The sequence below is a fragment of the Pluralibacter gergoviae ATCC 33028 = NBRC 105706 genome, from assembly GCF_001598855.1.
In the GTDB taxonomy this organism is placed as follows: Bacteria; Pseudomonadota; Gammaproteobacteria; order Enterobacterales; family Enterobacteriaceae; genus Pluralibacter; species Pluralibacter gergoviae.
Genome location: NZ_BCZS01000009.1, coordinates 43,604 through 59,929 on the forward strand (window position 1 = coordinate 43,604; position 16,326 = coordinate 59,929).

A 16,326-nucleotide genomic window follows, 5' to 3' on the forward strand; every position below is an offset into this window, starting at 1 on the left:
CCAGCGCGGAGAAACCGGAGCGTACTGAAGTACGTGAGGATTTCGAGCACTGCCCGGGACTAAAATGGCAAGTAAATTAGCCCTAATGGGATGGATCTTAGTGAGTAAGTTATGTCAGTAGTAATCAGCGACGCCTGGCGCCAGCGGTTTGGCGGTACGGCGCGCCTGTACGGCGAGAAGGCGCTGCAGCTGTTTGCCGATGCCCACGTCTGCGTGGTCGGTATTGGCGGGGTCGGCTCCTGGGCCGCGGAGGCGCTGGCGCGCACCGGCATCGGCGCCATCACCCTTATTGATATGGACGACGTCTGCGTCACCAACACCAACCGCCAGGTCCACGCCCTCGGCGGCAACGTTGGCCTGGCGAAGGCGGAGGTGATGGCGGAGCGCATTCGCCTCATCAACCCCGAATGCCGGGTGACGGTGGTGGACGACTTCGTCACGCCGGATAACGTCGCGGAGTATCTGGGCGGCGGGTTCAGCTACGTGATCGACGCCATCGACAGCGTGCGGCCAAAAGCGGCGCTGATTTCATACTGCCGCCGCTATAAGGTGCCGCTGGTGACCACCGGCGGCGCGGGCGGGCAGACCGATCCGACGCAGATTCAGGTCGCCGACCTGGCGAAAACCATTCAGGATCCGCTGGCGGCAAAGCTGCGCGAGCGGCTGAAAAGCGATTTCGGGGTGGTGAAGAACAGTAAGGGCAAGCTGGGCGTGGACTGCGTCTTCTCCACCGAAGCGCTGGTCTATCCGCAGTCGGACGGCTCGGTGTGCGCCATGAAGAGTACGGCGGAGGGGCCGAAGCGGATGGACTGCGCCGCCGGCTTTGGGGCGGCGACCATGGTCACCGCCACCTTTGGCTTTGTCGCCGTTTCTCACGCCCTGAAGAAAATGATGGCAAAAGCCGCGCGTCAGGCCTGAGCCTCGTGGGCGGCGGCGAGCACCGCGTCGCCCAGCGCCGCCAGACCCTGGCCGCGCGAGGCGCTGAGCTGGCCGCGCAGGCCCAGCTCGTCAAACAGCGCCAGCGGATCGGCGGCCAGCAGCTGTTCAGGGCGCTTGCCCTCCACGGCGGTCAGCAGCACCGCCAGTAATCCCTTAACGATCCGCCCTTCGCTGTCGCCGAAGAAGTGCATGCGGCCTTCGCCGTCGCGGGTCCAGCCGAGCCAGACGCGATTTTCACAGCCCGCAATCTCGCGGGCCTGCGCCTTAGCGACGTCGGGCAGGGGGGGCAGCCGCCTGCCGAGCAGGATCAGCTGGCGGTATTTATCTTCCCACTGGCCGAGCGGCGCGAAGGTCTCGCGCAGCGTCTGCTCAGTCAGCGTTGTACCGAAGGGATGCAGTGCCGGTTCCGTCATTTAATCCACCAGTATTTCAAGCGCGCGGTCAACGGCGCTGACCAGCGCGTGCACGTCTTCCTGCGTATTATAGGGCGCAAAAGAGGCGCGCAGCGTGCCGCTGACCCCGAGCGCCGCCAGCAGCGGCTGGGCGCAGTGCTGACCGGCGCGCAGGGCGATGCCGTACTCCGACAGCAGGGTCACCATATCGCCGTGGTGAACGCCGGCAAAATCAAAGGCCAGCAGGCTGCTCTCCTGGGCCCGGAAGGAGCGAAAACCGGGGCGCTTCGCCAGTTCTTCTTCGGCAAGGGTTGCCAGGCTGCGGCTCCAGCGCTCGGCCTGGGCAATGTCGGTCTCCGTCAGCCACTCCAGGGCGGCGCTGAGGCCAATCACCCCGGCGACGTTCGGCGTGCCCGCCTCCAGCCGGTAGGGCACCGGCTGGGTTTTGAAGCCGTCGAAAGTCACTTCGGTAATCATCTTGCCGCCGCCGAGCCACGGGCTCATGGCGTCCAGCAGTTCGCCCTTGCCGTACAGCGCGCCGATGCCGGTCGGGCCGTACAGCTTGTGGCCGGAAAAGGCGTAGAAGTCGATATCCAGCGCCTGCACGTCCGCCGGGCAGTGGACCGCGCCCTGAGCGCCGTCGACCATCACTACCATCCCGGCGGCGTGGGCCTGCGCAATGGCGCGCTCAAGATCCGGGCAGCCGCCGGTGACGTTGGACATCTGCCCCAGGGCGAGGATCCGACTGCGCTCGGTAATCAGCGTTGCGAGCTGGGCGACGTCCGGCAGACCGTCGGCGCCGAGCGGTAGCTTCACAATCCGCGCACCGGTCTGTTCGGCCACCATCAGCCAGGGCACCAGGTTGGCGTGGTGCTCGGCAACGCTGACGATAATCTCATCTCCCGCCTTCAGGCGCGGGCGGGCGTAACTCTGGGCCACCATATTGATGGCCTCGGTGGTGCCGCGCGTCCAGACGATATTCTTTCCCTCGGGGGCATTAATCAGCGCTGCCACGCGATCGCGGGCCGCTTCGTAGCGTTCGGTCAGCGCCTGCGCCGCCGCAAACTGGCTGCGGTGGACGTTACCGGCGCTGAGGCTATAAAACTGTTGGGTGGCGTCAATGACCGCCTGTGGTTTCAGCGCAGTGGCCGCGCTGTCGAGGTAGATGCCGGCATCCGCCAGCGCCGGGAACTGCGCGCGAAAGTGCGCCGGATTAAAAACGTTCATAGCTTTCCTCATGGATTTGCGCAGATCGTCGCGCACTTTGCAAAGAAGGGCAAGCGGAGGCTAACGTTCAGAATCTTCCGGGATTTATGGCAGCTCCGGGAGAGTGCGTTATGCTAAATATTGTCAGGTCAATATGTGAGTTCGTAAGTATACGAGATTTCTATAGCATTAATTGCTAAAAATCTCTCTCCGGCCTGGCTTCAAACAACAAACAATGGAAACAAGGAGTAGACCATGAAGAAGACTGCCGCAATTATTTCTGCCTGTATGCTGACCTTTGCTCTGAGCGCATGCTCATCAAACTACGCGCTGCACACCACTGATGGCCGCACCATCGTTTCCGATGGCAAACCTCAGACTGACAACGATACCGGCATGATCTCTTATAAAGACGCCAACGGTAACAAGCAGCAGATCAACCGGTCTGACGTAAAAGAGATGGTCGAGCTTGGTAACTAAGCGCTGAATTTTAAGTAAAAAAAAGCACCGCAATTTTGCGGTGCTACATTAATCACTATGGACAGACAGGGTAAATGTACAGGAAGTGAAAAGCGGTAGTCTTGCTACCCAGGTCTGAACTCCAGACCAATTGCAAACACAACAACACAACATCACAACCGTAAGCCAAAAGCCCATCAGAACACGCATTCCAACGACGCTTTTCGTTCCGGCTCAGGAAGTGCCGCCACTATAGGTATTTGCTGGCGCAAGCTCAACGGACAATTTATAATGGCTCAGATAAAAAAAACTAATAGGTTACATGATGTAATCTAATTGTTAATTGCAGTTAACATCTAAGCCAGAACAACCATGTCGAAGCGATTACCACCCCTGAATGCATTACGTGTATTTGATGCTGCGGCCCGCCACCTGAGCTTTACCCGCGCGGCAGATGAGCTGTTTGTCACCCAGGCCGCCGTCAGCCACCAAATCAAGTCTCTTGAGGATTTCCTTGGCCTGAAGCTGTTTCGCCGCCGCAACCGCTCCCTGCTGCTCACCGAAGAGGGGCAGAGCTATTTCCTCGACATTAAAGAGATCTTTTCGCATTTAACCGACGCAACGCGTAAACTTCAGGCCCGAAGCGCAAAAGGGGCGCTGACGGTCAGTTTATTGCCAAGCTTCGCCATCCATTGGCTGGTGCCGCGGCTGGCAAGCTTTAACTCAGCTTATCCGGGAATTGACGTCAGGATCCAGGCCGTGGACCGCGAAGAGGATAAGCTGGCGGACGATGTTGACGTGGCGATTTTTTACGGCCGCGGCAACTGGCCGGGGCTGCGGGTAGAAAAACTGTACGCCGAATATCTGCTGCCGGTCTGCTCGCCGCTGCTGCTCACCGGCGAGAAGGCATTGAAAACGCCGGCCGATCTGGCGCAACATACGCTACTGCACGATGCCTCCCGCCGCGATTGGCAGACCTACACGCGCCAGCTCGGCCTGACCCATATTAACGTCCAGCAGGGGCCGATCTTCAGCCACAGCGCGATGGTGCTGCAGGCGGCGATCCACGGTCAGGGCATTGCCCTTGCCAATAACGTGATGGCTCAGACTGAAATTGAAGCCGGCCGCCTCGTCTGCCCGTTCAATGATGTGCTGGTCAGTAAAAATGCCTTTTATCTGGTTTGCCATGACAGCCAGGCAGAACTGGGTAAAATAGCCGCCTTTCGCCAGTGGATTCTGGCAAAAGCGGCAAGTGAACAGGAAAAGTTTCGCTTCCGATATGAACAATAGGGCCCCGAACAGCGGGGTTCTCCTTTTAGGATAATGACATGACCGGTCGTTTCATGCTGATTTTTGCCGCGGTGAGCGGTTTTATTTTTGTCGCACTCGGCGCCTTTGGCGCCCACGTGCTGAGCAAGTCTTTGGGCGTGGTGGAGATGGGCTGGATCCAGACCGGCCTGGAGTATCAGGGTTTTCATACTCTGGCTATCCTCGGGCTGGCGGTGGCGATGCAGCGCCGGATCAGCATCTGGTTCTACTGGAGCAGCGTGTTCCTCGCGCTGGGCACGGTGCTGTTCAGCGGCAGCCTTTACTGCCTCGCGCTCTCCCATTTACGCCTGTGGGCGTTCGTGACCCCGGTTGGCGGCGTGAGCTTCCTCGCCGGCTGGGTGCTGCTGCTGATAGGCGCTATCCGCGCCAAGCGTCGCGGTGGTTCCCATGAATAAGGTTATTCTCTACAGCCGCCAGGGATTTGAAAAAGAGTGCGCCGCTGAGATTACGGACAAGGCCGCCCGCCTTGAGGTGTACGGCTTTGCGCGGGTGAAAGAGCACTCCGGCTACGTGATTTTCGAATGCTATCAGGAGGGCGATGCCGAAAAGCTTATTCGCGATCTGCCCTTCGATTCGCTGATTTTCGCCCGCCAGATGTTCGTTGCCGGGGAGCTGCTGCAGGATCTGTCCCCGGAGGACAGGATAAGCCCGATTGTCTGCATGCTGCAGGGCGTGGTCGAGAAGGGCGGCGATCTGAGGGTTGAGGTGGCCGACACCAACGAAAGCAAAGAGCTGCTGAAGTTCTGCCGTAAGTTTACCGTGCCGCTGCGCGCCGCCCTGCGCGAGGCGAAAGTGCTGACATCCTACGAGACGGCGAAGCGTCCGGTGGTCCACGTCTTCTTTATTGCGCCGGGCTGCTGCTATACCGGCTACTCGCTGACCACTAACAACTCGCCGTTCTACATGGGCATTCCGCGCCTCAAGTTTCCGTCCGATGCGCCGAGCCGCTCCACCCTTAAGCTTGAAGAGGCGTTCCACATCTTTATTCCGGCCGACGAATGGGACGAGCGCCTGGCAAACGGTATGCACGCGGTCGATCTCGGGGCCTGCCCCGGCGGCTGGACCTATCAGCTGGTGAAGCGCAACATGTGGGTCGCCTCTGTCGACAACGGCCCGATGGCCCAGAGCCTGATGGACACCGGCCAGGTCAGTTGGCTGCGCGAAGACGGCTTCCGCTATCGACCCAACCGCAACAACATCTCGTGGATGGTGTGCGACATGGTCGAGAAGCCGGCGAAGGTGGCCGCCCTGATGGCCCAGTGGCTGGTCAACGGCTGGTGCCGCGAAACTATCTTTAACCTCAAGCTGCCGATGAAAAAGCGCTACGAAGAGGTGTCGCAGAATCTGGCCTACATTCAGGCCCAGCTCGACGAGCACGGCATTAATGCCCAGATCCAGGCCCGCCAGCTGTATCACGACCGCGAAGAGGTGACGGTACACGTCCGCCGCCTGTGGGCTGCGGTCGGCGGACGCCGCGACGAACGATGATCCCAGCGCCCTCGCGCTAAGTGAGGGCTATCTTTCCAGCCGCAGCTGCTGCAGGTTGCCGTCGAGGCGCAGATCCGTTTGCAGGGTCGCCACCTCCCGGCAGATAAAGGCCATCTCGCGGTGGGCCTCCAGCTTCTTGCGCCACTTCTCCGGCACCGCCTCCAGCTGCTGATAGAGCGCCTCCAGCGTCGGAAACTGCGTCAGCAGCTCGGCGGCGCTTTTCGGGCCGATGCCGGCCACGCCGGGCACCTTTGAGCTGCTGATGCCTGCCAGCCCCCAGTAGTCGGGCAGCTGTTCGGGGCGCACGCCAAATTCGCCGGCAATAAAGGGTGCATCCAGCCAGCGCTTCTGAAAGTAGTCGCGGATCTGGATAGTGGGCGACAGCAGCTGGCAGTAGCCCTTGTCGGTAGAGACGATGGTTGCCTGCTGCCCGGCCGCCGCCACTTTGACCGCCAGCGTCGCCGCCAGATCGTCGGCCTCGCTGCCGGCACAGGACCAGCAGCAGACCCCGCGCTGTTCAAACGCGCGGCGGATATTGTTCATCTCCGCGTGCAGATCGTCCGGCATTGGCGCCCGCCCGGCCTTGTAGTCCGGCAGCCGCTGGTGCCGCCAGCCCTGATTGCGCGCCTCGTCGTCAAAGACCGCTACCGCGTGGGTCGGCTGGCTGTGAACGATCAACTGCTCCAGCGCGTGGCGGCAGGCGTCGGCGCAGGGGGACCCCTGCACCGCGTGAATGCGGCGGATCAGATTGAGCGCGTCGACGATAAGTAAGTGAATAGCCATCGGAAAGTTCCCCGTCACCAGATGCGCATACCCTACCATTTACCGCCAGAGCGGGCCAAATGGATGTGCATATTCGGGAAAGCGCCTCGCAAAATAGCGCTCGCCACCGGAAAGCCATTGAAATTTTGTTAGGTTGCTATGTATATTTTTAACAAACCATAAAAGAGACAGTAACAATGAGCAACCGTATGCACCTCGCGCAGCGTATTCAGGACCTGCAACCCTCCGCTATCCGTGAACTCCTCAAGCACAGCAAAATGCCCGGCGTTATCTCCCTGGCTGGCGGTATTCCGTCGGCGGACCTGTTCGATAAAGAGGGCCTGGCGCTGGCGACGCAAAGCGTGGTCGAATCCCGGTTTAACGACGCCTTTCAGTATGGCCTGACGGAGGGCAACTCTGCCCTGCGCGAGCAGCTGGTGGGGCTGTGCCGCCAGCGCGGAATTGAAACTCAGAGCGACCGTCTACTGATCACCTCCGGCTCCCAGCAGGCGCTGGATCTGCTGATCCGCGCGCTCGCCGATGAGGGCGACGTCTTCGTCGTTGAACGCCCCACCTACCTCGCGACCCTGCAGATCCTCGGCCTTACTGGGGCAACGGTGAAGTCGGTCGGCAGTGACGAACACGGGATGATCGTTGACGAGCTGGAAGAACTGCTGCAGACCACCCGCATCAAGTGCGTCTACGTGGTCCCGACCTTCGGCAACCCCAGCGGCACGACCCTCAGCGGCGAGCGCCGCGAGAAGCTGGTCAGGCTGGCGGTCGAGCACAGCTTTATGATTATCGAGGACGATCCCTATGGCGAAATCGCCTTCACCGATCGCCGCGAGAAGCCGCTGCTGCAGGTGGCTACCGAACTGGGCTGCGAAGCGCACGTGGCCTATACCTCGACCTTTTCGAAAATTCTCGCCCCCGGCCTGCGCGTCGGCTGGATAATCCTGCCGGAGTGGATGAAGCAGAAGGTCGCCATCATCAAGCAGGCCACCGACCTGCACGCCAACGCCTTTGCCCAGTCGCTGGTCAGCGCCTACCTGTCGCTGGATCGCCTGGCGCCGCAGATAGCCCTTATCCGCGACGCCTATCAGCAGAAGTGCCTGCGCCTGTCGCAGCTGCTGACCGAGGAGCTTGGCGAGCACCTGACGTTTAATCAGCCCGAAGGCGGCATGTTCCTGTGGGCCACCTTTCGCGAGGCGCGCGACACCACCGCCTGGCTGCAGCAGACCCTGGCGAAGGGCGTGGTTTACGTCCCCGGCGAGTTCTTCTTCAGCGACAACCCGGACCGGCGCACGCTGCGCTTCTCCTACGCGACGGCGACCGATGAACAGCTGGTGGAGGCGGTGAGCAGGCTGAAGGCGGCGCTGTAAAAGACACGCCCGGCGGCGCTTCGCTTGCCGGGCCTACGGGCATCTGCCGTAGATACTGTTATGGGCTGCAAATATAAAATCCCATTCTGTACAGGATCGTGGAACAGTTCCGTTCACTCGCAGCACTCTGCTTCTCTGTCGGGTTTTCTGCGGTGAACGTGCAGAGAGGGCTCGCCGCCGCCCTCTCTGCACTCTCGGCTCCCGGCAACAAAAATCGCCGCTGCGCGGAACCTCAGATTATTACTACTGGCTTTTCGGGTACGGCTCGACTCGACATCCTGTCTCGTTTCGCCTCAGCCCGCGTCCCTGCGGGCTGCCCCGGCCATCCGTAATGATCTGAGGCGATTTTAAGCCGGACTTATACCCCCTCAGACGTCATAAGTGCAGTGCAAAAATGTAGGTCGGGTAAGCGCAGCGCCACCCGACAGCAGGCGGCGGTGCACCTCTCAGCACGCCCCCAGCGGCACCCCCGCCTCGCTGGCCGCCTCCTCATACCACACCGCGTCGCGCACCGCGATAGGCCGGTTCAGCAGCCCTAAAGCGTAAAAGCGATCGGCAATGCGCTGCTGGGCGCGGATCGTCGGCAGATCCATCGGCCGCGGGCAGTGGCTGTGGCGGCCCAGCGCCTGCTCCAGCGAGAGCGGATCGATGCCCAGTTCGGCGGAGAGTAGCCTGGCGGCTTCGGCCCGCTGGCTGTCGATAAAGCGCCCGGTCTGCGTCAGTTCCTCAAGCAGTAGGGCGATAACGTCCCGGTGCTGCGTGGCGTATTCCCGCCGCGCAAGGTAAAACTGATGGTTACTGACCCGGCCTTCGCCGCTGGCGACCACCCGCAGTTCGCCGCGCAGTTCGGCGTCGCTCAGCAGCGGATCCCACATCATCCACGCGTCCACCGCCAGATAGTCGCTGGCGGTGAGCGGGTATTTCGGCGGCGTATAAATCACCTTCACGTCATCCAGCGTCAGGCCAGCCTCTTCGAGGATCTGCACCAGCAGCCAGTGGACGTTTGAACCCTTATTCAGCGCGATGCGCCTGCCGCGCAGGTCGGCGGTGTTGCGAATATCGCTATTGTGCGGCACCACCATCGCCACGCTCTGCGGCGCGGGCGGCTCCCAGGCGACGTACAGCAGATCGCTGTTGCCCGCTTGGGCGAATACCGGCGGCGCTTCGCCGGTGGTGCCGAAGTCGATGTCGCGGCAGGCGAGGGCGTGCAGCAGCTGCGGTCCGGCGGGAAACTCGCTCCACAGCACGTTGACCCCGAGACCGGCAAACGCCCGCTCCAGGCTCTGGCGGGCCTTAAGAATGCCGAGATTGCCGAAGCGCTGGTAGCCGATGCGCAGCTCCCGGTCGCCGCCGCGGCCTGCCGCCGCTTCCCGGCGCGGCGCGGCCTGGCGGCGGCCTTTAATCACTCCGATATTGGCCAGCTGGGTGCGCAGGCTGTGGCGGCTGATACCCAGCAGGGCGGCGGCCTGGCTCTGGTTATCGTCGCAGTGGGCCATCGCCCCGCGCACCAGGGCGCCGGTCACCCGCTGCCACAGACCGTCTCCCGGCTGGGTCAGCTGGCGGGCGATAAAATCGTCCAGGTCGTCGTCACCGCTACCGTCGCCGCCGGCTGACGGCAGCCCGGCGCGCGGTGCCAGGCGCAGCTGGGCGGGACCGAGCTCCTCCTCTTTACTCAGCAGCACCGCGTTGTGCAGGGTATTTTCCAGTTCGCGAATATTGCCGGGCCACGGGTAGGCCATCAGGCGGGCCAGCGCTTCCGGCGCCAGCCGCCGGGCCGGGCGTCCCAGCCTGCGGGCGTATAGCGACAGGAAGTGGTTGGCCAGCAGCGGAATATCCTGCTGGCGCTGGCGCAGCGGCGGCAGCGGCACCACGGCGATATTGAGCCGGTAGTAGAGGTCTTCGCGAAAGCGCTTCTCGCGGATGGCCTGGGCCAGATCGACGTGGGTGGCGGCGATGACCCTGACGTTGACCTTCAGCGGGCGGCGCGATCCGACGCGGGTGATTTCCCGCTCCTGCAGCACCCGCAGCAGCTTAACCTGCAGGGGCAGGCTCAGCTCGCCTATCTCATCGAGCAGCAGGGTGCCGCCTTCGGCGGCTTCAAACCAGCCGGGATGTCCCTTCAGCGCGCCGGTAAAGGCGCCTTTCTCGTGGCCGAACAGCTCCGCTTCGGCCAGGCTTTCGGTGAGCGCCCCGCAGTTGACCGCCAGAAACGGCTGCTGGCGGCGCGGGCTGTGGTGGTGCAGATAGCGGGCAACCACCTCTTTGCCGGTGCCGGTCTCGCCGACGATCAGCACGGTGGCATCGGTAGGGGCCAGCTTGTCCAGCAGGCTCTGAAACGCCCGGGAGGCGGGATCGATAAGAACGGGTTCAGCATTCAGCATGGCGGACCTCCGGTAACAGGAGATCTGAACTTATCCTGCGCCGCGCCCGGAAACCAGAGGCCGCAGCGGCTAGCCTGTTGCAAAAGTGACAGACGGTGGGCAGCGTCTGCCGCGTTTGCAACAGTTTGCGCAGAACCTTAATTTTTTAACTTAATGATTATTATTGATAATTTTTTTATGCCGAGCTGGCACGGATCTCGCTAATGGTCATATAACCAAACAAAAACATATCTTCGACAAATTACAGATATGGTTATATAGGAAAGTGATAATGACCCGGCAAGCTGAAGACAACATCAATCTGTTCTGGTTTCTGCCCACCCACGGCGACGGCCGCTATCTCGGCACTACCGAGGGCGGCAGGCCGGTCGATCTGCCCTACCTGCAGCAGGTGGTGCTGGCGGCGGACAGCCTGGGCTACTACGGTGTGCTGATCCCCACCGGAAAGAGCTGCGAGGACAGCTGGCTGGTGGCGTCGGCGCTGGCGCCGCTGACCCGGCGCCTGCGCTATCTGGTGGCGGTGCGCCCCGGCCTGCAGCCGCCGACGCTGGCGGCGCGGATGGCGGCGACCCTTGACCGGCTGTCCGAAGGGCGGCTGCTGATAAATGTCGTCACCGGCGGCGACCCGGTTGAGAACCGCGGCGACGGTATTTTCCTCGATCACGCGGAGCGCTATCGGGTGACCCGCGAGTTTCTCGACGTCTATACCCGGCTGATGAAGGGCGAAAAAGTGGACTATCGCGGGGAGCACATTCGCGTCGAGGGCGCCGAGGTGCTGTTTCCGCCGGTGCAGGAGAACGGCCCGCCGCTCTACTTCGGCGGCTCGTCGGAGGAAGCCATCGACGTGGCGGCGGAGCAGATAGACACCTACCTGACCTGGGGCGAGCCGCCTGAGCAGGTGGCGCAGAAGCTGGCGACGGTGCGCGAGCGGGCGGCGCAGCGGGGCAGGACGCTGGAGTACGGCATTCGCCTGCACGTCATCGTGCGCGAAACCGAAGAAGAGGCGTGGGCCGCCGCCGACAGGCTGATTGCCCACCTCGACGACGACACCATTGCCCAGGCGCAGAAGATCTTCTCCCGCATGGACTCCAGCGGCCAGGCGCGGATGAGCGCCCTGCACGGCGGCTCCCGCGATAACCTGCGCATCGCGCCGAACCTGTGGGCGGGCGTGGGGCTGGTGCGCGGCGGCGCGGGCACCGCGCTGGTGGGCAACCCGCAGCAGGTGGCGGCGCGCATTCGCGAATATCAGGCGCTCGGTATCAGCAACTTTATTTTCTCCGGCTATCCTCATCTTGAAGAGGCGCACCGCTTTGCGGAGCTGGTGATGCCGCTGCTGCCGGTCAACCGCCAGCAGCCGGCGTCGCGCAGCGTCAATACCGGGCCGTTCGGCGAGACGATCGGCGGCGATAAGCGCCCGGTCAGGCAGGCGAGCGCCAGCTGATGGTGGTCCGTGAACCGGAGGAGGCACAATGAAAAGCGATCTTCACGTAGTGATTGTCGGCGGCGGCTTCAGCGGCGCGGCGACGGCTATCGCCCTGCAGCGCCTGGCGCCGGAAGGCGTGCGGATAACGCTGCTGGAGCCGCGCCCGGTGCCCGGCGCGGGCGTCGCCTACTCGACCAGCGAACCGACCCACCGCATTAATGTCCCCGCCGCGCGGATGCAGCTTGCCGGCGATGAAGAGGGTGCCTTTGACCGCTGGTATCGCAGCCAGCCCGCCTTTCTCGACGATCCGGCCGCCCTGCGCGACGACGGCGCGGTCTTTCCCCAGCGCGGCCAGTTCGGCCTGTACGTCGCCGGGCGCTTTGCCGATGCGGCGCGGGCCAGCGGCGGGCGGCTGGTCCACCTGCAGGAGAGCGCCGCGGCCTTTGAGGAGGGCGAGGTAGTGACCGATAGCGGACGCCGCCTGTCGCCCGATCTGCTGGTACTGGCGGTCAGCCATCCGCCGCCTTCGATCCCGCCCCTGGCGCGCCCCTGGCAGGCGCATCCGGGCCTGATTGCCAATCCCTGGCAGACGGAAAAACTGAGCACTATCGCCCCGGATGCGGCGGTGGCAATTATCGGCACCGCCCTGACGATGGCCGATACCGTGGCGACCCTGACCCGGCTGGGGCACCGGGGGCCCATTACCGCCTTTTCGCGCCGGGGGCTGCTCTCCCGCGATAACCTGAGGGGTGAAAAAGTCGAATGGCCCGGCGAGTACCTGACCGGCAATCTGCGCCATCGCCTGCGCCGGATCCGCGCCGACGTAGCCGCTGCGGCAGAACAGGGGCTGGGATGGCAGGTAGTGCTGGACGCCGTGCGCAATCAGGGGCAGGAGAGCTGGCGGGGGCTGAGCATCGCCGATCGCCTGCGCTTTCTGCGCCACCTGCGCAGCTTCTGGGACGTGCACCGCTACCGCGTGGCGCCCCAGGTGTCGGACGTGCTGAACCAGCGCCGGGAGGCGGGCAGCCTGCGGGTGCTGGCCGCGAGGCTCGCGGCCCTTGACGCCGGTGGTAATCGCCTGCGCCTGTCGCTCGATGTTCGCCGCGGCGGGCAAGAAACGCTTGAGGTCAGCCACCTGATCGTCACTACCGGCCCCGCCCACGCGGGCCTTATCGACGGCCATCCCTTCCTGCGCGACCTGGCCGGGCGGGATCTGATCCGCGCCGATGCGCTGAACCTGGGCATCGACGTAGACGCCCGCTCCCGGGCCACCGGCCTGCGGCGCGACGATGCGCCGCCGATTTTCGTCGCCGGCCCGGCAGCCCGCGGCTACTTTGGCGAACTGATGGGCCTGCCGCAGGTGGCCGACCACGCCGCAGCGGTTGCCGCCGAAGCGCTGAGCAGCCTTAAGACTCTGAAACCGGCACGATGTCCCGTCTCCTGACCTGACGCCTTAATTTCACCTTTTTATTCACTAATAATGCGCGCAGCCCTCGCGGGCCGCGCCGTGGAGATTGCTATGCCCTCACAACGTGAAATTCGCCTCAACGCCTTTGACATGAACTGCGTCGGCCACCAGTCGCCGGGCCTGTGGGCTCATCCCCGGGACCGCTCCTGGCAGTATAAGGATCTTGAGTACTGGGTTGACCTCGCGAAGCTGCTGGAGCGCGGCAAGTTCGACGGCCTGTTTATTGCCGACGTGCTGGGCATCTACGACGTGTATAACGGCAGCGGCGATGCCGCCCTGCGCCAGGCCGCCCAGGTGCCGGTCAACGATCCGCTGGCGCTGGTGACGCCGATGGCGCTGATGACCGAACATCTCGGCTTCGGTCTGACCGCCTCGCTGTCGTTTGAGCATCCGTATCCCTTCGCCCGCCGCCTGTCGACCCTCGACCATCTGACCAGGGGGCGCGTCGGCTGGAATATCGTCACCTCTTATCTGGAGAGCGGGGCGCGCAACATCGGCCAGCAGGCGCAAAAAGATCACGATGCCCGCTACGACTACGCCGACGAGTATCTGGAGGTGGTCTATAAGCTGCTGGAGGGCAGCTGGGAGGAGGGCGCGGTGCTGCGCGACCGCGAGCGGCGGATCTTCAGCGACCCCAGCAAGATCCACCCGATCGACCATCGCGGCACCTTCTTCTCGGTGCCGGGCATACACCTCTGCGAGCCATCGCCCCAGCGCACGCCGGTGCTCTACCAGGCCGGGGCCTCCAGCCGGGGCAAGCAGTTTGCCGCTGCGCACGCCGAGTGCGTCTTCGTTGCGCCGCCGTCGAAGGCGCTGCTGAAGAAAACCGTGGCCGACATCCGCCGCCGGGCGGAAGAGGCGGGGCGCGATCCGCGCAGCATCCTGATTTTCAGCAAGCTAACCACCATCCTCGGCGAGACTGACCGCGAGGCGCAGGCGAAATGGCAGGAGTATAAGCAGTACGTCAGCTACGAGGGGGCGCTGGCGCTGATCTCCGGCTGGACCGGCATCGACTTCGCGCAGTACCAGCCGGATCAGGTGCTCAAGTATCTGCACACCAACGCGATCCAGTCGGCGGTTGAGGCCTTCTCCACCGCCGATCCGAACCGCCAGTGGACGGTACAGGGCCTGGCCGACTGGGTGGGCATCGGCGGCTTTGGGCCGCTGCTGGTCGGCAGCCCGCAGACGGTAGCCGACGAGATACAGGCGTGGGTGGAGGAGACCGACGTTGACGGCTTTAACCTCGCCTACGCCCTGACCCACGAGACCTTCACCGACGTGGTGGAGCTGCTGGTGCCGGAGCTGCAGAAGCGCGGCGTTTACAAGAAGGAGTATCAGCCGGGCACCCTGCGCGAGAAGCTGTTTGGCGCAGGTCCGCGGCTGGAGGCGCCGCATCCGGGGGCGGGCTACCGGCGCGGGGCGGCGGTCGGGGCCGGTCGCGGGGAGAAGGTCGCATGATAGACATCGATCGGCTGCACAAGGGCTACCGCACGGCAGACGGCGGCCATAGCGAGGTGCTCAGGGGCCTCTCCCTGCAGGTGCCCGCCCGCTCTGTTACCGCCGTCGTCGGTCCCAGCGGCGCCGGCGTGGCTGAAAACCACCGACGACCCGCTGGTGAAGGGCGTTCTGGTCCCGGTTTCCGCGCAATAATTTGAGGATAACAATAATGAGTACGCTTTCCGTAGACGATCTCAGCCGCGCCTCTTCGCCGGTCAGCGGCGCGGGCGACGTGGCCCGCCTGATCAATTCCGGCAGGGAGCAGGCGAAATATGCCCGCATGATTGTGTTGCTTGCGCTCGGTGGCGTGTTTCTCGACGCCTACGATCTGACCACGCTCTCTTACGGCATTGACGACGTGGTGCGCGAGTTCCGCCTGTCGCCGCTGCTCACCGGGCTGGTGACGTCGTCAATTATGGTGGGGACCATTATCGGCAATCTCATCGGCGGCTGGCTGACCGATAAATATGGCCGCTACTCGGTGTTTATGGCCGATATGCTCTTTTTCGTGGTATCGGCGATTGCCGCCGGGCTGGCGCCCAACGTCTGGGTGCTGATCGGCGCGCGCTTTCTGATGGGCATCGGCGTCGGTATCGATCTGCCGGTGGCGATGTCCTACCTCGCGGAGTTTTCCCGCTTCAGCGGCAAAGCCAACAAGGCGGCCCGCCTCGCGGCCTGGTGCCCGATGTGGTACGCCGCCTCCACCGTTTGCTTTCTGATTATCTTCGGCCTCTACTTTCTGCTGCCAGAAGAGCATCTCGACTGGCTGTGGCGCGCCTCGCTGCTGTTCGGCGCGGTACCCGCGCTGCTGATTATCGCGGTGCGCAGCCGCTTTATGAACGAGTCGCCGCTGTGGGCGGCAAGCCATGGCGATCTTCATTCGGCGGTGCGCATTCTGCGCGACTCTTACGGCATTGCGGCCCACGCGGCGCCCGCCGCGCGCCCGGCGAAGCCGCCGAAGGTGAGTTTCCGGGTGCTGTTCGAGAAGCCTTACCGCGAGCGGACGATGGTCGCCGGGGTGATGAATATCTGTATCTCCTTTGAGTACACCGCCATCGCCTTTTTCCTGCCGTCGATCCTGGCGCAGTTCCTCGGCGCCGGGGTGTTTGAAACCATCTCCGCGTCGCTGGGCCTCAACGCGCTGTTTGCCTTCACCGGCGGCCTGCTGGGAATGCACCTGGCGTGGAAGTACCCCTCGCGCCACGTGGCGATCGCGGGGTTTGCGCTGCAGTTTATCGCCCTGATTGCCCTCGCGCTGGTGGGCCAGCCGCAGGCGGCGGCCGGGGTCGCGCTGGCAATCGCGATGCTCGGTCTGTGGCTGTTTGCAGAAGGCTTCGGGCCGGGCGCGCAGCTGATGATCTATCCCGCGCTCTCCTATCCGACCGCCATCCGCGCCACCGGAGTGGGCTTCAGCCGGGCGCTCTCCGGCATCGGCAGCGCGCTGGCGCTGTTCGTGCTGCCGCAACTGCGTGCGGCCCTCGGCACGCAGATGTTCTGGGTGGTGTCGCTTGCCGCCATCATTCCGATTTTCTTCCTGCTGGCGGTCCGCCACGAACCGACACAGCACGACGTTGACGACATCCAACATTAAGGAGCTGAC

The 16,326-nt window shown here is 63.5% G+C and carries 14 protein-coding genes and 1 pseudogene; 11 read left to right on the plus strand and 4 right to left on the minus strand.

The genetic code is table 11. The features are described 5' to 3' along the window. Window positions 1–111 precede the first annotated feature (111 nt). The gene (gene tcdA, locus ENGE1_RS11185) at window positions 112–918 is read left to right on the plus strand and encodes a tRNA cyclic N6-threonylcarbamoyladenosine(37) synthase TcdA (protein ID WP_048253391.1); all 807 of its coding nucleotides are present in this window, start codon (window positions 112–114) and stop codon (window positions 916–918) included. On the opposite strand, the gene csdE is transcribed toward tcdA, so the two are convergent. Continuing rightward, window positions 909–1,352 carry a cysteine desulfurase sulfur acceptor subunit CsdE gene (gene csdE, locus ENGE1_RS11190; protein WP_048253390.1) on the minus strand — a complete coding sequence of 148 codons (444 nt, stop codon included), beginning with the start codon at window positions 1,350–1,352 and terminating at the stop codon, window positions 909–911. The two genes, tcdA and csdE, sit on opposite strands and share 10 nt — an antisense overlap. Further along, window positions 1,353–2,558 (minus strand): cysteine desulfurase CsdA, encoded by a 1,206-nt coding sequence (gene csdA / locus ENGE1_RS11195; protein WP_048253389.1) that lies wholly within the window; start codon window positions 2,556–2,558, stop codon window positions 1,353–1,355. A gap of 234 nt (window positions 2,559–2,792) precedes the next feature. On the opposite strand from csdA, the gene ENGE1_RS11200 reads away from it, so the two are divergent. The 4 genes from ENGE1_RS11200 (at window position 2,793) to rlmM (ending at window position 5,813) form a co-directional block, all read left to right on the plus strand. Further along, window positions 2,793–3,017 carry a YgdI/YgdR family lipoprotein gene (locus ENGE1_RS11200; protein ID WP_043082214.1) on the plus strand — a complete coding sequence of 75 codons (225 nt, stop codon included), beginning with the start codon at window positions 2,793–2,795 and terminating at the stop codon, window positions 3,015–3,017. Window positions 3,018–3,368: 351 nt separating this feature from the next. Further along, on the plus strand, window positions 3,369–4,286 hold the full coding sequence (gene gcvA, locus ENGE1_RS11205; RefSeq protein ID WP_045289300.1) for a glycine cleavage system transcriptional regulator GcvA: 918 nt from the start codon (window positions 3,369–3,371) through the stop codon (window positions 4,284–4,286). A 38-nt stretch (window positions 4,287–4,324) separates the two neighbouring features. Further along, the gene (locus tag ENGE1_RS11210; protein ID WP_048253388.1) at window positions 4,325–4,720 is read left to right on the plus strand and encodes a DUF423 domain-containing protein; all 396 of its coding nucleotides are present in this window, start codon (window positions 4,325–4,327) and stop codon (window positions 4,718–4,720) included. Continuing rightward, on the plus strand, window positions 4,713–5,813 hold the full coding sequence (gene rlmM / locus ENGE1_RS11215) for a 23S rRNA (cytidine(2498)-2'-O)-methyltransferase RlmM (protein ID WP_048253387.1): 1,101 nt from the start codon (window positions 4,713–4,715) through the stop codon (window positions 5,811–5,813). Before ENGE1_RS11210 ends, rlmM begins: the two co-directional genes overlap by 8 nt. Window positions 5,814–5,840: 27 nt before the next feature. Here the strand turns inward: rlmM and xni are convergent, their stop codons facing one another. After that, on the minus strand, window positions 5,841–6,596 hold the full coding sequence (xni, locus tag ENGE1_RS11220; RefSeq protein WP_048253424.1) for a flap endonuclease Xni: 756 nt from the start codon (window positions 6,594–6,596) through the stop codon (window positions 5,841–5,843). A 176-nt stretch (window positions 6,597–6,772) separates the two neighbouring features. On the opposite strand from xni, the gene ENGE1_RS11225 reads away from it, so the two are divergent. Then, the gene (locus ENGE1_RS11225; protein WP_048253386.1) at window positions 6,773–7,957 is read left to right on the plus strand and encodes an aminotransferase-like domain-containing protein; all 1,185 of its coding nucleotides are present in this window, start codon (window positions 6,773–6,775) and stop codon (window positions 7,955–7,957) included. Between the two features lie 446 nt (window positions 7,958–8,403). On the opposite strand, the gene ENGE1_RS11230 is transcribed toward ENGE1_RS11225, so the two are convergent. Then, entirely contained in the window at window positions 8,404–10,338 is a 1,935-nt protein-coding gene (locus ENGE1_RS11230) for a sigma-54-dependent Fis family transcriptional regulator (protein ID WP_048253385.1), read from the minus strand. A gap of 271 nt (window positions 10,339–10,609) precedes the next feature. Between ENGE1_RS11230 and ssuD the strand changes: the two genes are divergently transcribed. The 5 genes and pseudogenes from ssuD to ENGE1_RS11250 all read left to right on the plus strand — a co-directional run bounded on the left by ssuD (window position 10,610) and on the right by ENGE1_RS11250 (window position 16,317). Next, window positions 10,610–11,779, plus strand: a complete 1,170-nt coding sequence (ssuD, locus tag ENGE1_RS11235; RefSeq protein ID WP_048253384.1) for an FMNH2-dependent alkanesulfonate monooxygenase — start codon at window positions 10,610–10,612, stop codon at window positions 11,777–11,779. A 28-nt stretch (window positions 11,780–11,807) separates the two neighbouring features. Continuing rightward, window positions 11,808–13,205 (plus strand): FAD/NAD(P)-binding protein, encoded by a 1,398-nt coding sequence (locus tag ENGE1_RS11240; RefSeq protein ID WP_048253383.1) that lies wholly within the window; start codon window positions 11,808–11,810, stop codon window positions 13,203–13,205. A gap of 75 nt (window positions 13,206–13,280) precedes the next feature. After that, window positions 13,281–14,687, plus strand: coding sequence for an LLM class flavin-dependent oxidoreductase (locus tag ENGE1_RS11245; RefSeq protein ID WP_048253423.1), 1,407 nt, complete (start codon window positions 13,281–13,283; stop codon window positions 14,685–14,687). After that, window positions 14,684–14,815, plus strand: a pseudogene (locus tag ENGE1_RS26940) (methionine ABC transporter ATP-binding protein); the annotation flags it as partial. The gene ENGE1_RS11245 and the pseudogene ENGE1_RS26940, both read left to right, overlap by 4 nt. Before the next feature lie 80 nt (window positions 14,816–14,895). Further along, window positions 14,896–16,317 carry an MFS transporter gene (locus ENGE1_RS11250; RefSeq protein ID WP_048253382.1) on the plus strand — a complete coding sequence of 474 codons (1,422 nt, stop codon included), beginning with the start codon at window positions 14,896–14,898 and terminating at the stop codon, window positions 16,315–16,317. Window positions 16,318–16,326: the final 9 nt, after the last annotated feature.

Bases quoted from the DNA above. Each gene is read 5' to 3' on its own strand.
- ssuD (WP_048253384.1), top strand. From the start codon at position 10,610: ATGACCCGGCAAGCTGAAGACAACATCAATCTGTTCTGGTTTCTGCCC.
- rlmM (WP_048253387.1), top strand. From the start codon at position 4,713: ATGAATAAGGTTATTCTCTACAGCCGCCAGGGATTTGAAAAAGAGTGC.
- ENGE1_RS11230 (WP_048253385.1), bottom strand. From the start codon at position 10,338: ATGCTGAATGCTGAACCCGTTCTTATCGATCCCGCCTCCCGGGCGTTT.
- tcdA (WP_048253391.1), top strand. From the start codon at position 112: ATGTCAGTAGTAATCAGCGACGCCTGGCGCCAGCGGTTTGGCGGTACG.
- ENGE1_RS11250 (WP_048253382.1), top strand. From the start codon at position 14,896: ATGAGTACGCTTTCCGTAGACGATCTCAGCCGCGCCTCTTCGCCGGTC.
- ENGE1_RS11225 (WP_048253386.1), top strand. From the start codon at position 6,773: ATGAGCAACCGTATGCACCTCGCGCAGCGTATTCAGGACCTGCAACCC.
- ENGE1_RS11240 (WP_048253383.1), top strand. From the start codon at position 11,808: ATGAAAAGCGATCTTCACGTAGTGATTGTCGGCGGCGGCTTCAGCGGC.
- csdA (WP_048253389.1), bottom strand. From the start codon at position 2,558: ATGAACGTTTTTAATCCGGCGCACTTTCGCGCGCAGTTCCCGGCGCTG.
- csdE (WP_048253390.1), bottom strand. From the start codon at position 1,352: ATGACGGAACCGGCACTGCATCCCTTCGGTACAACGCTGACTGAGCAG.
- ENGE1_RS11210 (WP_048253388.1), top strand. From the start codon at position 4,325: ATGACCGGTCGTTTCATGCTGATTTTTGCCGCGGTGAGCGGTTTTATT.
- gcvA (WP_045289300.1), top strand. From the start codon at position 3,369: ATGTCGAAGCGATTACCACCCCTGAATGCATTACGTGTATTTGATGCT.
- ENGE1_RS11245 (WP_048253423.1), top strand. From the start codon at position 13,281: ATGCCCTCACAACGTGAAATTCGCCTCAACGCCTTTGACATGAACTGC.
- xni (WP_048253424.1), bottom strand. From the start codon at position 6,596: ATGGCTATTCACTTACTTATCGTCGACGCGCTCAATCTGATCCGCCGC.
- ENGE1_RS11200 (WP_043082214.1), top strand. From the start codon at position 2,793: ATGAAGAAGACTGCCGCAATTATTTCTGCCTGTATGCTGACCTTTGCT.